16 protein-coding genes are annotated in these 15,252 nt (G+C 62.8%); 15 read left to right on the top strand and 1 reads right to left on the bottom strand.

Annotated features, from left to right (window positions below):
- The first annotated feature begins 20 nt into the window (after positions 1 to 20).
- From KQ933_RS10935 to KQ933_RS10975, 9 genes are all read left to right on the top strand, one after another.
- A complete protein-coding gene (locus KQ933_RS10935; protein WP_216758791.1) occupies positions 21 to 3,860 on the top strand; it encodes a hypothetical protein in 3,840 nt (1,279 codons plus the stop codon).
- A gap of 54 nt (positions 3,861 to 3,914) precedes the next feature.
- Positions 3,915 to 4,166: a hypothetical protein gene (locus KQ933_RS10940; RefSeq protein WP_216758792.1), complete on the top strand. Its 252-nt coding sequence runs from the start codon at positions 3,915 to 3,917 to the stop codon at positions 4,164 to 4,166.
- Positions 4,167 to 4,289: 123 nt separating this feature from the next.
- Entirely contained in the window at positions 4,290 to 4,493 is a 204-nt protein-coding gene (locus KQ933_RS10945) for a hypothetical protein (protein ID WP_216758793.1), read from the top strand.
- Positions 4,490 to 4,885, top strand: coding sequence for a hypothetical protein (locus tag KQ933_RS10950; RefSeq protein ID WP_216758794.1), 396 nt, complete (start codon positions 4,490 to 4,492; stop codon positions 4,883 to 4,885). Before KQ933_RS10945 ends, KQ933_RS10950 begins: the two co-directional genes overlap by 4 nt.
- Positions 4,886 to 5,089: 204 nt before the next feature.
- Positions 5,090 to 5,896 (top strand): hypothetical protein, encoded by an 807-nt coding sequence (locus tag KQ933_RS10955; protein WP_216758795.1) that lies wholly within the window; start codon positions 5,090 to 5,092, stop codon positions 5,894 to 5,896.
- Between the two features lie 145 nt (positions 5,897 to 6,041).
- Positions 6,042 to 6,869, top strand: coding sequence for an oxidoreductase (locus tag KQ933_RS10960; protein ID WP_216758796.1), 828 nt, complete (start codon positions 6,042 to 6,044; stop codon positions 6,867 to 6,869).
- A gap of 86 nt (positions 6,870 to 6,955) precedes the next feature.
- On the top strand, positions 6,956 to 7,894 hold the full coding sequence (locus KQ933_RS10965; RefSeq protein WP_216758885.1) for an AraC family transcriptional regulator: 939 nt from the start codon (positions 6,956 to 6,958) through the stop codon (positions 7,892 to 7,894).
- Between the two features lie 346 nt (positions 7,895 to 8,240).
- On the top strand, positions 8,241 to 8,777 hold the full coding sequence (locus tag KQ933_RS33415; protein ID WP_253958327.1) for a hypothetical protein: 537 nt from the start codon (positions 8,241 to 8,243) through the stop codon (positions 8,775 to 8,777).
- A 2-nt stretch (positions 8,778 to 8,779) separates the two neighbouring features.
- Entirely contained in the window at positions 8,780 to 10,006 is a 1,227-nt protein-coding gene (locus KQ933_RS10975; protein ID WP_216758797.1) for an HlyD family secretion protein, read from the top strand.
- A 32-nt stretch (positions 10,007 to 10,038) separates the two neighbouring features.
- Here the strand turns inward: KQ933_RS10975 and KQ933_RS10980 are convergent, their stop codons facing one another.
- A complete protein-coding gene (locus KQ933_RS10980; RefSeq protein WP_216758798.1) occupies positions 10,039 to 10,503 on the bottom strand; it encodes an Lrp/AsnC family transcriptional regulator in 465 nt (154 codons plus the stop codon).
- Positions 10,504 to 10,665: 162 nt separating this feature from the next.
- Between KQ933_RS10980 and KQ933_RS10985 the strand changes: the two genes are divergently transcribed.
- The 6 genes from KQ933_RS10985 to KQ933_RS11010 all read left to right on the top strand — a co-directional run bounded on the left by KQ933_RS10985 (position 10,666) and on the right by KQ933_RS11010 (position 15,179).
- The gene (locus tag KQ933_RS10985) at positions 10,666 to 11,445 is read left to right on the top strand and encodes an ABC transporter ATP-binding protein (protein ID WP_216758799.1); all 780 of its coding nucleotides are present in this window, start codon (positions 10,666 to 10,668) and stop codon (positions 11,443 to 11,445) included.
- A gap of 42 nt (positions 11,446 to 11,487) precedes the next feature.
- Positions 11,488 to 12,261, top strand: coding sequence for a transporter substrate-binding domain-containing protein (locus KQ933_RS10990; RefSeq protein ID WP_216754918.1), 774 nt, complete (start codon positions 11,488 to 11,490; stop codon positions 12,259 to 12,261).
- A 9-nt stretch (positions 12,262 to 12,270) separates the two neighbouring features.
- The gene (locus KQ933_RS10995; protein WP_216754919.1) at positions 12,271 to 12,996 is read left to right on the top strand and encodes an ABC transporter permease; all 726 of its coding nucleotides are present in this window, start codon (positions 12,271 to 12,273) and stop codon (positions 12,994 to 12,996) included.
- A 12-nt stretch (positions 12,997 to 13,008) separates the two neighbouring features.
- The gene (locus KQ933_RS11000) at positions 13,009 to 13,698 is read left to right on the top strand and encodes an ABC transporter permease (protein WP_216754920.1); all 690 of its coding nucleotides are present in this window, start codon (positions 13,009 to 13,011) and stop codon (positions 13,696 to 13,698) included.
- Between the two features lie 114 nt (positions 13,699 to 13,812).
- Positions 13,813 to 14,721: a homocysteine S-methyltransferase family protein gene (locus KQ933_RS11005; protein ID WP_216754921.1), complete on the top strand. Its 909-nt coding sequence runs from the start codon at positions 13,813 to 13,815 to the stop codon at positions 14,719 to 14,721.
- 239 nt (positions 14,722 to 14,960) lie between these two features.
- A complete protein-coding gene (locus KQ933_RS11010; RefSeq protein ID WP_216758886.1) occupies positions 14,961 to 15,179 on the top strand; it encodes a hypothetical protein in 219 nt (72 codons plus the stop codon).
- Positions 15,180 to 15,252: the final 73 nt, after the last annotated feature.

Genomic DNA, 15,252 nt, shown 5'->3' on the forward strand with positions numbered 1-15,252 from the left:
ATTTCCCGAGAGGATTCCCGTTGACCAATCTGACCAACAATTCCGCCGATAGCGAAGTACTGTCCGCCAAAACTTTGCCCGAGAGCCAAACGGCGGGAGCACAAATTCCCCCGGTAGCCAACCTCGTCTTTAGCCGTCAAGACCGCAATCTCGATGCCGCGCCCCACGCTTCGAACAGCACCGACGGCTTGGCGATCCTAGATATATTCCGCAAGCCTGATCTCTCCACCCTACTGTTTGGAGCAAGCCGCTATTTCCTTCAAACCATGCAGGACATGGCAGCACACGATATCCTCATCGTGACCGAAGATTTCGCCCATCTCGAAAACTGGTGGCGCGAAAACGCCCGCGCCATCGCAGCGGATGCCGCGCGCGCGGCATCCGGCGTCAAGATCACTGCCAAGGACGTGCTCGCCGCGCTCGATCGCGGCACCACCGGCAGCGCCGCGAAAGACGCGGCCATCGATACCGACATGCAGTCTCGCTTCGCTCACGCCGCTGAAACCTATCTGATCGAAGGCATAGCACCCTCACCCGAGATGCGCGGCGTCTTCGAGCAGTTCCGCGACTGGCTACTCTCCATCTATCGCCGCCTCGTCGCCCTCGACATCTCCCTCGCTCCCGACGTCGCCGCCATCTTCTTTCGGATGCTCGCCAGCGACATCGCAATCGAGATGGCCCAGCAGGATGTCGGCGGCGAAGCGCCCGTCTTTGCCGATGCGCAAGCCGCCTGCCTGACGCAGCCGCATTACGACCGCCTGCTGAAGCTGCGCGCGCTCGCCTCACAGGAGGCGAAGGCCCGCCTTCTGCGCCAGATGATGGAGCCCGTGCGGCGCGAGGGGCAGAAGGCTTACAAGGCGGAGAAGGCTGCTGTGCGGCGCGAGGTGGAGAAGGAGATCGACGCCACCAGCCTCTACCGCGCCATCGAATGGATGGCGAACCGCCGCTGGCTGGATGAGGAGACGCCGCCACCATCAGGCGACATCCGGTTCGACAAGGCCGCCCTCGTGGCGCGCTATGGCGCGGGCATCCTCGAAGCCCTGCCCCGCAGCAAGCACTTTCTCCATGCCGATCACGGCGGGCTCGATCCGGATATCGTCGCCGACCTCTTCGGCCTCGGCTCCGGCGACGAGCTGGTCGCCGCCATGGCGCTGGCGCCTGCCCGCGAAGACGCAATCGCCTTTGAAGTCGAGCGCGTGATGCTGCAGCGCCATGGCGACATGCTGATCGACGGTTCGGCTGAAGAGCGGGCAATCGCTGCCGTGCACAACGACCGGCGGGCCGAATGGCTGGCGGCCGAGCTTGCGGCCCTCATCGAGGTTGCGGGCTCGGGCGACGGGCTGACGGCGGTCGAAGCCAGGGCCTATGCGCTCTCGGCAACCGCGGGCATGGAGGTGGCCGATGCCATGGACGGCGCGCGCTTCCTCGCCGCCGGCAGGCGTACCGCTATCGAAGCCATCAGGCTGGGTGACGAACTGGCGCAGGATGAGACCTGGCGCGAGAGGGCAAGCCGCAAGGCTGCCGGCAATGCAGACGCCGCCGCTCACGGACAGGACGAGCGTATCGCCAGGCTGATCACCGCCAAACGCCGCCAGCTTCTCAATCACGCGATTTATGCCGAAAGCCTCGACATTATCGGCGAGGTGGAAAAATTCGAGGCCGAAGCGGAAAGCCTCGCAAGCGGCCCCACGCGCGAAAAACTCGCCGCGGCCGTCCTTCGCGACAATGGCCGCATCGATTATCCGGGCGCGATCGACGCCCTGCTCGACCGCTTCGGCCTCGGCGGCCGGGCGGATCGTCAGACCGGAGTTCAGGCGGGCGGACAGGATGATCCGCGCATCGCCCTCAGAAACTATAGTCTCGCCATGAAGGCGGCAGGCCGGGAAAACGAGCTTGCCATTCCCGATAGTGTGCTGATCGGCTCCGGCCGCCAGTCCTACAAGGAGATCACGCTGGAGCGCTTCCGCGCCGTCGCCGCGGCGCTGAAGAATCTCGAACATGCGGCCAGGCGCGCCGGCAAGCTGATCGATGCCGATCGCGAAGCCGATATCGAGGCGACCGTTGCGAGCCTCGTCGGCGCCCTGAGAAGGCCGCGACCGGCCGGCCCTGCCAAAGGCGAGCGTCCTCCCCTCGATCCGGCCCGTGCGGCGGATGCGCTGTTGCTTGAGCTCGACGCCACCGCTGCCGGCCCAGCCCACCGGGCCATCAAGGCGCCGCTCGATGCCGCAGCAAGCCGCCTTGCGCTGCGCAAACAGAAGGCGGCCGCTGATCTGGAAGAGCTCTACAATGTCTACTCCGGCGAGGAGCGATACCAGATGGCAACGTCCCGCTATCTCCCGGCCCTCGGCCAGTCCCTGTCAAAATGGGAGGCTATTGCCATCGCGCTGAACACCGGCAACGAGGTCAATCGCCGGCGCCTGACGGATGGCCGCATCCAAGGCGCGCTCGACGAAGCCGGGCTCGCCGCCGTGCTCGCCTCGCTCGATGCGCGCGATGCCGGCTTCGTGCAGTCTGTCTGGGATTATCTCGCCGCCCTCGAGCCCGATATCGCCGCCCGCGAAAAGCGTGTGACCGGCATCGCGCCGCAATGGGTGCAGCCCGTCTCCGTCGAGATCGCCGGCAAGGCGCTGAAAGGCGGCTATTATCCGCTGGCCTATGATGCCGCCGATGCGGCACCGGATCCGGCGCAGGCCCTTGGCGCCGGCCGTTTCGCCAAATCCGCAACCGAGGCCGGTCATGGCAGGTCCCGCGTCGACCTCGCCGCCCGGCCGCTCGATCTCGACATCGCCGTCCTGCACCGGCACGTCAATCATCTCATCTACGACCTGGAATTCAGCGAGCCACTCGCGAATGCAAGGCGCCTGCTTGACGATGCCGGCCTCAAGACAGCCTTCGAGGAGGCCGGCCGTGCCGCTGATCTGGAGGCCCTGAAGGCCTGGCTCAGCGAAATGGGCGCCGGCGAATTGCGCTCCGCCGATCGCATTGGCCGCATGGCTCGCCTGGCAAAAAAGAACGTCACCGCCGTCAGCCTGGCGAATGATCTGGCGGCCTCGCTTTCAAGCCGCTGCCAGCTCGCCGGGATCATCGCCGCCTCAGGCAGGGGCGATTTCGTGGCCGCGCTGCAGAATGCCTTCCGCCCCGGCATTATCGGGGAGGTCGCCAGCCGTTCGCCTCTCATGGCCAGCCGCGGGTTTTTCGCTGAGGCCGGAACGGCATGGGAGACGATGGCCGGCTGGCTTGAGGGAACGCTGCGACACCATCTCATCGAGAGACCGGCCTGGCTTGCCTTTTACAACAATGGCATCGGCCAGTTCGGAGGGGATGAAGCGAAGGCTCTTGCCCATGCCGATGCCCGCATGCGGCAGGCGATAGTGGATCCGTTCCCGGCCCATGCCGGCAGCAACGAAACCCTGCTGCTCTTCAAGGCGCTGGGCGCGCATCTCGCCGCAAAGTTCAAGGCCGGTGCCGAAGCCACCGGTCAGGATGCGGACACGGCAGCCCGGCAGGGCATTGCACTCGCCATGGATCTGACCGCGCTCGCGATGACGGATATGGTCTTTACCGCCGCCATCGGCGGGCACGACAACGGCCCTGCATGGCCGGCCTTCCTGGCCCAGCACACCGGCTATTCCGTCATGGCCGCCCTGCCCGCCATCCGCGATGCGGAAAAGCCGCTTGCCGGCACTGAGAGCGATGCCAGGGCGCTCGTAAAGGCCATCCGCCCTCCGTCAGGCGACATCGGCATCGGCCACCAGCATGTCACCGAGATCCTCGAAGCCACCGGTCTCGCGGCGGAGTCGCCCGCCGATGAAATCCCCCGCAAGGTGGACGCCGGGTTTGCGCGGATCGGCCAGCCGTGATTTTCGATCTCAACCGTTTGCGCCCTATCCATGATGCCAAAAAGGAATGGCATCATGGATGAGACAACCCGCAACGAGCTTGAGAAGCTCCACAGCAGGATCGGTGATTTGAAAGAACGTGTCGTCTCGCTGGAAGCGCAGCAGCCGCATATCAACGCCGCCCTGCTGCGCATCGAAGGCAGCGTCGAAAAGCTCGCAAACCGCATCGGCAAGGCGCTCTGGGCCGTCGTCGCCATCGTGCTGACTCCGCTTGCCGGCCTGCTGATCAAGGCAATCGCCTCAGGTGCGTTCGCCCGCTTTCTTTAGGGCAAGTCCGGCAGAGGTGTGGGCGGTTTTGCATCTCAAGAACATCGCGATCCCTCCGAGTTCAGCTTGACAACTCTCCCCACCTCATCCTGCCGCTCTCCATCATCATCAAGGGCAGCAGACATGACCCTCGTCTTCATTCGCATTCTCTTGCGTTACCTAGCCGCCATCCTCGTCACCCGCGGGCTGATCGCGCCCGATCTCGGCGAGATGATCTCGCGTGATCCCGATGTCGCCATGGCGCTTCAGATTGCCTCCGGCGCACTTATCGCGGCAACAGCCGAAGGCTGGTATTATCTGGCGCATCGCTGTGGATGGGCGAAATGAAGTGGCTGAGCGACCTGCTGCTCGGCGGCATCATCGAGAAATTCACCGGCCCGCTGCTCGCCGCTTATCAGGCGAAACTCTCGGCCGAGACCGACCAGCAGAAGCTTGCCGCCGCGGAAGTGATCAAGGGCATCGAGGCCGCCCGCGACATTGCGGTGGCCGAAGCCGCCGATCGCTGGAGCGCCACCCGCCTCGGCCGTCTGCTCATCGTCATCCCCTTCGGCCTCTGGTGGGCGGCGATCTACATGGTGCAGATCCTCAATCCCTGGTTCGGCCTCAATCTCATCGTCGTCGATGTGCCGCCGCGCATCAATGACATGGCGCTGGTGCTGATCCCGGCGATCGTCATCGGCGATGCCGGCGCGCTCTTGGCGCGGCGTCTGAAAAGATAGCAAGACACCGCCTCAACCATCTGCTGCGATCATTGCAGCGTCAAGAGAGCGCTGGGTTGGGGGCCGAATTCCTCCGGTGACCTTGCGAAACGCCTTCGGCCGGAGCCAGGCGCTCTCTTGATACCCTCTTCGAGATACGTCCTTGCTCGCGTATAAGATTTCCACGCCGCCATTTGGCATCACGCGAGATCGAAGACGTTGAACATGTCCGCAAGTCTGGGAGCAGCCCATAGTCAGGTCACCCTGGTTTCCGCCGAAGAGCGGCCGGACCTGATCCCGGCTTTTGCCGAACTCGGCGCGGCCGTCTGGCCGAAATTCATCGGCGGTGACGAGGCGATCGTCAAACATTGGAACAGCCTCTTTTCGCCAGGACTCAGCCGCCACCAGTTCCTTGCCCTCGGCCATGATGGCCACGGGAACGAACGCGTCCTTGCCACATCGAACAACATTCCCTTCTTCTGGCCGAATCCCGATGACGAAACCTCCCTGCCCGACGAAGGGTGGGATGCGGTCCTTACCCACGGCGTCGGTGCCGCTGCATCGCGGCAGAGGCCCAATGCCCTCTCCGCGCTCGCGATCGTGGTGACGCCCGATGTGCGCGGCTCGGATCTCGCCGAACGCCTGATCGCCAATATGAAGAAACATGCGAAGAACGTCGGCTTCGATGCGCTCGTCGCCCCCGTGCGCCCCACGAGGAAGCCGGCCTATCCGCTGGCATCATTCACGGACTATATCGGCTGGACGACGCCGGACAGCGCCCCCTTCGATCCCTGGCTGCGCAAGCACTGGCAGCTCGGCGGCCGGATTGTGAAGATCGCTCCGCGTTCGATGCGCGTCATGGCACCGCTGGAGCAATGGACCGTCTGGACCGGCCTGCGCTTTCCCGTGTCCGGCCCCTATCATGTAGAGGGCGGGCTGGCGCCGCTGATCGCCGATCGCGAAACCGACATCGGCCGTTACGAGGAGCCGAATGTCTGGATGCGGCATAGGCTCGATGACACCGGCCGCTGACGGCTCGGGCGGATGCGAGTATGTCTCCGCCGTTGTCGATATCAGCGGATTGGCGCCTTTCGCATTATCTCTGGCGTCGTCTGCAACTGAACTGGCAGGATGCGCAGGCTACCTTACGTTCCATGCAAGAACAAAAAGGTGCATCATGAACAGCAAATCCCAACCTACGGCCCTGGTCACGGGCGCGTCATCCGGCATGGGAAAAACCATCGCCGGGCGGCTGATCGCTGACGGCTACCTGGTCTATGTCGCAGCCCGCAGCGTCGAGAAGATGACAGATCTGGCAGAGCTTGGCGCAATCCCGCTGCAGATGGATATTTCGAAGGACGAGGATATCGTTGCCGCGGTGCGTGCCATCACCGAAAGATCAGGTGGTGTCGATGTGCTGGTCAACAATGCCGGCTTCGGTCTCTACGGCCCTGTCGAGGAGATCCCGCTCGATGAAGCGCGCTACCAGTTCGAGGTCAATGTCTTCGGCCCCGCGCGCCTGACCCAGCTTCTGCTTCCGGCAATGCGGGCGCGCGGCGCAGGCACCATCGTCAACATCACCTCGATGGGCGGCAAGATCTATACGGTGCTCGGCGCCTGGTATCACGCCACCAAGCATGCGCTGGAAGGCTGGTCCGACAGCCTACGGCTCGAGCTCGAACCCTTCGGCATCCGTGTCGTCGTGATCGAGCCGGGGCTTATCGAGACGGGCTTTGGCGATGCTGCGTCCCGGGGCATCCTGGAACGGTCCGGCACCGGCCCTTACGGGAAGCTCGCGCAAAGCGTGGCCGCCTCCATCGACAGGAGCTATGGCCGGGGCCAGGGCACCGATCCCAAGGTCATCGCCGATGTCGTCGGCAATGCCCTCCTGTCGGCCCGGCCCAAAACCCGCTATGCAGCGGGCAAATACGCAAAGCTCATGATCTGGGTGCGCAAGTGGCTGGGCGACCGTGTCTTCGACCGGCTGATCAAGAGCCAGATGTGAAGGCAGCGGCGGAGGATGCAGCGATGACCAGGGATACGGGCGACAGGTGCAGGCTGCCGCAGGCCTTCTGGCGGGCGGCGGAACGCATGGGCCTGCCCGCCCCGGCTCTGCTGCGTCAGGCAAGGCTGCCGGCGACACTGCATATCGCGCCGGAGACATGGCTGTCCACGGCACAGTATTTCGCGCTGTGGCGTGCGGTCGAAACGCTGTCGCAAGACCCCGCCATCGGCCTGCGCATGACCGTCGAGACCGATACTTCGGTTCATCCGCCCGCCACGATGTCGGCCTTTTTCGCCCGCGATTACCGCGACGGGCTGCATCGGCTGGCGCGGTTCAAACGGCTCTGCACCCCGGAGGAACTGACCGCAGCCGAAACCGGGAGCGAATGCCGGGTCGCGGTGCGATGGCTTCATACCGATGAAGCCGAGCCGGATGCGGCCGCCGACGTCACCTTTGCGGCGATCCTCGAGCTCGGGCGGCGGGGAACGGGGCGGCATCTCAGGCCCATCCGGGTCGAGATGACCCGAACCGGGCCGGTATCCGAAGCGCATCGATCCTACTTCGATGCACCTGTTCGTACCGGCTGCGCGAAGAACGTGCTGGTGCTGGATCGTGCCGATCTGGATCTGCCGTTCGCCGGGCACAACCCCGAACTGCTTGCGATCCTCGATCCCTCTCTTGCCGCATCGCTTGACGAAATCGAAGCGCGATCCTCGGTCTCCGATCAGGTGAAGATCCTGATCAAGCGCCGCATCGCCAGCGGCAAGCCCGATATTGCCGATGTAGCCCGCGAAATGGGCATGAGCGAGCGGACCCTGCAACGACGCATCACCGAACAGGGCACGAGCTATCGCAGCCTGCTGGACGAGGCGCGCCGGGAGCTCGGCCGCCATTTGCTGTCCGACGAGCAGAACGGCGTCGACGAGATCGCATTTCTGCTGGGCTTTCAGGATACCAGTTCGTTCTATCGGGCCTTTCGCACGTGGGAGGGCCTTACCCCCGCAGAGTGGAGAAACCTTCACTGAACTGTTTATCTGGCGCCAGCGAAACCCGGTACTCGTCTGCCGAATACCGATAGCAGCCGTCTGCGATTCCTTGTCCGCGCCGCACTGCGCCCGAAGCACAGATTTTACCCCGTAGTTACCGTTACGTACTTTCGTGCCGCGCACAAAAAGCCTAGAATTAAGCGGACACTAAAATGCCGTCCGGGGGAGCTTTGGCATGGGCGATGGAAGGAAGACGAGAAGGCAGCAGAACCGCCACTGGAGCGCCATCGGCGCAACGCTCGCAACGGTCTCCCTGGCCGCTCAAACGGCAGCGGCAGCAGATGAGGCAGCGACGCAACCCTATCACGCCGCCCTCACCGATCATGTGCCCGTCTTCATCACCGCGCCTGGACAAACCGACTATCTCTTCGTCGTCGTCATCGTGATGATGCTGTTGATCATCCTCGCGATCGGCAATTTTTATTTCCAGCTCCATGCCGTTCCCGAGCGCATCGCGCACCGGGCCAACAAGGTGCAGCTGGAGATCGTCGCCGTACTGGCACTGATCTCCCTCTTCACCCACAATCATATCTACTGGATTATCGGCCTGCTGCTGGCAATGGTCCGTATTCCCGACTTTTCGACGCCGCTCTATTCCATCGCCCGGTCCATTGCGAGGCTCGCGAGCCGCAGTCCCGAGGCCGGCATCGCTCAGAGCGCCCCCGTCCCCCCGGCTGAAGCGCATCCGGTTGAAGCGCCCTCGGCTGCAGCAGCGCAGCATCATCAGGCCAATCATGGGTCAAGCGGCGCTCCCGTCTCCGGCGCTCCGATCGCCCCTGCCCCGTCGCCTCATCCGCAGCTCATCCAGCCGGTCGTTACAGCCAGCGCCCAGAAAGCCGGCGCCCAGGAAAAAGGTATCTGACCATGCTGGAATTGCTCCTCTGCTCGATGCTGACCATTTTTCCCGATTATCTCTTCCGCCGTTATGGGCAGGGAAAGCGCATCGGCTATGAGATCACGCTCTACAGCATGTGGTACGAGTTGCGCTGGGGTATAACCGCCTGCCTGCTGCTCACCATCTCGCTGATCACCATGATCTTCTATTTCCACCCCGCGACGAATAGCGTCACCGCGGTCTTCCGCACCGTCACCATATTGCCGGAAGCGATGGGCCGGGTGGATGAGGTCTTCGTCGGCGTCAACCAGAAGGTCGCGGCGGGCGCGCCGCTCTTCCGCCTTGACGATTCCGCCCAGAAGGCCGCGCTCGACGTGGCGCGCAAGCAGATCGCCGAAGTCGAGGCCCAGACAAAGGTGGCCGAAAGCGAGCTTGCGAGCGCCGACGGTGTGATACGTCAGGCCGAAGGCGCCTTGCAGGTTTCGATCGACGAACTGCAGATGAAGACCCAGCTCCTGAAGAACGACGCCGTTGCCCGCCGCGAGGTGGACCGGCTCACCAATACGGTCGAAAGCCAGCGCGGCATGGTCAGCGCCGCCTATGCCAACAAGGAGACGCTGCAGACCAAGCTCAATGTGCTCTTGCCGGCGCAGAAGGCGAGCGCCGAGGCGGCTTTGGCGCAGGCCCAGGTCGAACTCGACAAGACGGTCGTCAAGGCCGGCATCAGCGGCACTGTTCAACAGTTTACGTTGCGGCGCGGCGATGTGCTCAACACCATGCTGCGCCCAGCCGGCATCCTGGTGCCCGAAGAGGCCGGTCGCGGCACGCTGATTGCCGGTTTCGGCCAGATCGAGGCGCAGGTGATGAAACCCGGCATGGTGGCCGAAGCCACCTGCGTCGGCAAACCCTTCGCCATTATCCCGCTCGTCGTCACGGAGGTGCAGGATGTGATCGCCGCCGGCCAGTTGCGCCCGACCGACCAGCTCGTCGATGTCGCCCAACTGGCAAAACCGGGGACGCTGACCGTCTTCCTGCAACCCCTCTTCCCCGGCGGCCTGGACGACGTGCCCCCGGGCGGCAGCTGCATCGCGAACGCCTATACCAGCAATCACGATGCGCTCGCCGACCCCAGTATCGGCACCTTCAAAGCGATCGGCCTGCATGTCATCGACACGGTCGGTCTCGTCCACGCGATGATCCTGCGCATGCAGGCACTGTTCCTGCCGGTGCAAACACTGGTGCTGAGGGAACATTGAGGCCGGCGACGGGCCGGCGCACGGTCCGCCTGCTATTGAAGTGGCACGAACAGGCCGAGCTTGACGTCGCGCAGCACGACATTCGTGTGCATGCGGCGGATCTGCGGGTTTTCCGCCATGATCAGGGCCGCGATGTCGTCATAATGCTCGACGTCGCGGGCGGTGACGATTGCGATCAGATCGACCGCACCCGTGACGTAATAGACCTGCTGTATATGATCCTGTTTCTCCGCCCATAGGCGGAACTTCGCCAGCGCGTCGTAATTGTCCCGCTCGATCTCCATCCCGACGATGAACACCATCGATGTCCCCGTCGCCTTGCGGTCGAGGACGGCCACCTCCGCCTTGATGATCCCTTCCTCGCGCAGCCGCTTCAACCGCCTCTGCACGGCCGAGACCGATAACCCGACCCGTTCGGCGACCGTTTCGGCCTTCAGCTGGCAGTCGCGCTGAACGATATCGAGAATCTCACGGTCAAAACGATCCAGTTGTTCCATTGTCCAGTCCGATTTCTGTCGCGGCACTTCGCGTATTCTGCCGCATTTGCCGCATGAAGAAGATTATTTTGCGCAAAATATGCAGAATGAATGAAAATTGCGCGAAAAAACCGCGTTAATTTATCATTATCCTTCGCGAATTCACTTCCGCCGGAACCATGCATGCCCGATCAGTCCTCTCCTGCTCTTCGTGTCGAAGATCTCCATAAAAGCTTCGGCTCGCAACAGGTTCTCAAAGGCATTTCGACCGAGGCCCGCAAGTCCGATGTGATTTCGATCATCGGTTCGTCGGGTTCCGGCAAGAGCACCTTCCTCAGATGCATCAATTTCCTGGAAACGCCGGATCGTGGCCGCATTGCGATCAACGGCGAGGAGATCTTGCTGAAGATGGGTCGGGGCGGGCGGCTGCAGCCGCGCAACTGGCGGCAGATCGAACGGCTGCGCACCGGGCTCGGTATGGTCTTCCAGAGCTTCAATCTCTGGGCGCATCGGACAGTGCTGGAGAATGTCATCGAGGCGCCGGTGCATGTCATGGGCATTTCGCGGCGCGAGGCCATCGAAAAGGCCGAGGCGCTGCTCCACAAGGTCGGGCTCTTCGATAAACGTGACGCCTATCCCGCTTTCTTGTCCGGTGGCCAACAGCAGCGCGCGGCCATTGCCAGGGCGCTCTGCATCGATCCCGCTGTCATGCTGTTTGACGAGCCGACATCGGCGCTCGATCCGGAACTGGTCGGCGAGGTGCTCAAAGTGATCCGTGACCTTGCAGAAGAAGGCCGGACGATGCTGATCGTCACGCATGAAATGCGCTTCGCACGGGATGTCTCGAGCCGCGTTCTGTTCCTGCATCAGGGACGGATCGAGGAGGAAGGCCCGCCGGAGCAGATATTCGGGGCGCCGGTGAGCGCCCGCTGCCGGGAATTTACCGGTCTCAACGCCCACTGACGCGAACTCTCATCGACAACACAAACCAGGAGAATCCTGCGAATGAAGCTGATCCCCACCCTTTTCGCCGGCGTTGCCCTTGCGCTTTCCGCTGTCGCCGCGCAGGCCGAAGTCCGCTTTGGCGTCATGAACGAATCCTATCCGCCTTTCTTCGCCAAGGATGCCTCCGGCCAATGGCAGGGATGGGAAATCGACCTCATGAACGCCGTCTGCGAGGAGATGAAGGAGAAATGCTCGATCGTCGACATTTCCTGGGATGGTCTCATCCCGGCTCTGCAAAGCAAGAAGTTCGACGTGATCTGGTCGTCGATGTCGAACACCGCGGAACGCTCGAAGGTGATCGACTTCACCGACAAATATTACAACACGCCGAGCACCCTGATCGGTCCCAAGGACCAGAAGCCAGGTTCGACGGCCGAGGACGTGAAGGGCAAGACCATCGGCATCCAGGTGTCGACGATCCAGTCGGAATATTACAAGAAGTATTTTGCCGGCGTCGCCGAGGAAAAGACCTACCAGACGCTCGACGAGGCTTTTCAGGATCTCGCCTCTGGCCGTATCGACTATGTTTTCGGCGATTCGCTGGCGCTTGATGCTTTCCTGAAAAGCGATGGGGGTAAGGATTGCTGCGCCAAGATGGGCGACGTCGCCGACGATAAGGAAATTCTCGGAGCCGGCGTTTCGGGCGGCCTGCGCAAGGAAGATACCGAACTGAAAGCCAAGCTGAACAAGGCGATCGCTGCGGTTCGCGCCAATGGCCAGTACGACGCGATCACCAGGAAATACTTCGACTTCGACATCTACGGCGCAAAGTAAGCAGTCCTGATGGCGACCGCACAACAAGGCATTCTGGACCTGCTGTCTCCCTATCCTCCGGGATGGGGCGGCGTTCTCCTGGCAGGTGCGGTCTCCACGGTCGCCATCTCGGCTTGCGCCTTCGCGATCGGCCTGCTGCTCGGTACGGCCGGCGCGCTTGGAAAGCTTTCGGGCAACCGCGTTCTCCGCCTGCTGCTCGATGTCTACACCACCGTTATCCGCGCCGTTCCCGAGTTGATCCTGATCGTCGGGCTCTATTACGCCGGCACCGACGGTCTCAACCGGCTTTTGGCCGCGCTCGACCTGCCGCCGGTCAATGTGAACGGCTTTGTCGCGGCCGTCGCGGTGCTGGGCTTCGTGCAGGGCGCCTATATGACGGAGGTGCTGCGCGGCGCGATCCTCGCCATTCCCCTTGGCCAGATCGAGGCCGCCAAGGCCTTCGGCATGGGGCCGGCGCTGAGATTTCGCCGCGTGATGTTGCCGGCACTCTTGCCGAACGCCCTGCCGGGCCTTGCCAATCTGTGGATGTCGGTCACCAAGGACAGCGCACTGGTTGCGGTCGTCGGCTATCAGGAACTGGCGCTCGCCACCCGCCTTGCCGGGGCAAGCACCAAACACTACTTCGTCTTTTTCCTCGCCTCGGCTCTTCTCTACCTCGCCATCACGCTCGTTTCCAACGTCCTCTTCAAACTGATCGAGGGGCGGATGCGACGGGGACAGCTGCGCCTTGCCTGAAGCGAACGCCCCATGAATTTCACCTGGATCTCTTCCTATTGGCCGCTGCTTTTGACGGGCGCCTGGCAGACTGTCTGCCTGCTGGTGATATCGGTGGTGTTCGGCTTCGTCATCGCGATTGGCCTCGCCTTCGCGCAGGTCAGAGGCTGCGGACTGACACGGCTGCTGGCGCGGGGCTACTGCACCTTCTTCCGCGGCACCCCTCTGCTGATCCAGCTGTGGCTTCTCTACTACGGCGTGGGTTCGCTGCTGCCGATGATCCCCGGCATCCGGCAGAGCCTGTTCTGGCCGATCCTTCGCGAAGGCTTCTTCTTCGCTGCGGTCAGTTTCACGCTGAACTACGCCGCCTATGAGGCAGAGGTATTGCGCGGCGCGCTGCTTGCCGTTCCCAAGGGGGAACTCGAAGCCGGCCGAGCCTTCGGCCTATCGCCTTGGAAGCTGACCCGCCGCATCTGGTTGCCGCGCGCCATTCGCATCGCCTTGCCGACCATTGCGGGCGAGATCGTCATGCAGCTCAAGGCGACGCCGCTCGCCTTTACGGTGACGGTGATGGATCTCTACGCCGTCGCAAACAAGGTCCGGCAGGACACGCTGCTCGTCTACGAACCGCTATTGGTCGTCACCCTCTTCTATCTCGCCTTGACCGCAGTGATCGCCCGCGTCTTTCGAGGTCTCGAAGCGCAGGTGCCGGTCCGTCGCTAGGCCCAAAGAACCGGCCATGAACTCGCTTACCCACGAACCATCTGCACCCCACCCACTTTCCTATGAAAAACCCGCTGCCGGTCACGGCGCAACAGACCGAATGGAGACCTCTTCGTGAGCACGACCCGAATTCTCGACGGCGGCATGAGCCGCGAGTTGCTGCGGCTGGGCGCCGAACTGAAACAACCGGAATGGTCGGCGTTGGCGCTGATCAACTCGCCTGACATCGTGCGCCAGGTACACCAGGAATTCATCGCCGCCGGCTCGCAAATCGTTACGACAAACAGCTATGCGCTCGTGCCCTTTCACATTGGCGAAGACCGGTTTCGGAAGGAAGGGCCGGCGCTGATCCGTCTTGCCGGCCGCCTGGCACGTGAGGCGGCCGATGCGGTTACGGATCGGAAGATACTGGTCGCCGGTTCGCTGCCGCCGATCTTCGGCTCATACGAGCCGCAGAACTTTCAGCCTTCTCGGGTGCAGGATTATCTCAAGGTGTTGGTCGAAAACCTCGGCCCCTTTGTCGATATATGGCTCGGCGAGACGCTGAGCCTGATTGCCGAGGCAGAAGCCGTCCGCCAGGCGGTGGCGACATCAGCCAAGCCGTTCTGGATTTCCTTCACGGTGGCGGATGACGAGGCAGCCATGAAGGGCGCAGAACCGAGGCTCCGCTCCAACGAAAGCGTCGAGGACGCGGCATCCTGGGCGGCATCCTCGGGCGCTGAAGCCCTCCTGTTCAATTGCAGCAAGCCAGAGGTCATGCAGGCGGCCGTGGAGACGGCAGCGCGCGTGCTCCGGAAGATGGGCGCTCCCCTCGAAATCGGCGTCTATGCCAATGCCTTCGAAGGGGAACAGGGCGAGGCAGCCGCCAATGAAGGCCTGCACGACACCCGCAGCGATCTGAATGACGATGCCTATTCGCACTATGCCTGCTCCTGGGCCGAAGCGGGCGCGACCATCATCGGCGGCTGCTGCGGCATCGGTGCAGCCCATATTCATCGCTTGAGGACAACGTTTTCGGATTGAAGCACCCGCTGGTCGCGATACTCCTGTTCTCCTGGGCAAAGAGTGCAGCCGCATCGCCAACGCCTATACCAAAGGGATCAGCCTGCATGTCATCGATACGGTCGGCGTCATGCATGCCATGATCCTGCGCATGCAGGCCATGCTGCTGCCGGTGCAGACGCTGGTGCTGACGGGGTATTGAGCGAAGCGGTAGGGTGCCGCAGTTTGATAACGGCACCCCATTGGACTATCTTGGACGCATGACGCATTTTGGAAACCAGATCGTTCCTGCCGAATTCCCCGAGCTGAAGATGCTCGCGTGGAACCGGAATCCTGCGCGTCCCATTGCCGCCGACGAAGCCTTTGCCTTGTACGAGCGGAACTGGCGCTTCGTCGATCGTGAGAACCTGACCTCTCGTGAAAAGCTCCTGATCGAGGAGCTCACCGAAGAGTATGGTCACGGCCTCATGCTGGTTTAACAGATTTACCGATGCTTCCGACGACGCGACCTTGCGCGATACCACCCGCGCCGCCACCTATGCAGTGTAAGAC

It is taken from the genome of Rhizobium sp. WYJ-E13 (genome assembly GCF_018987265.1).
GTDB lineage: Bacteria > Pseudomonadota > Alphaproteobacteria > Rhizobiales > Rhizobiaceae > Rhizobium.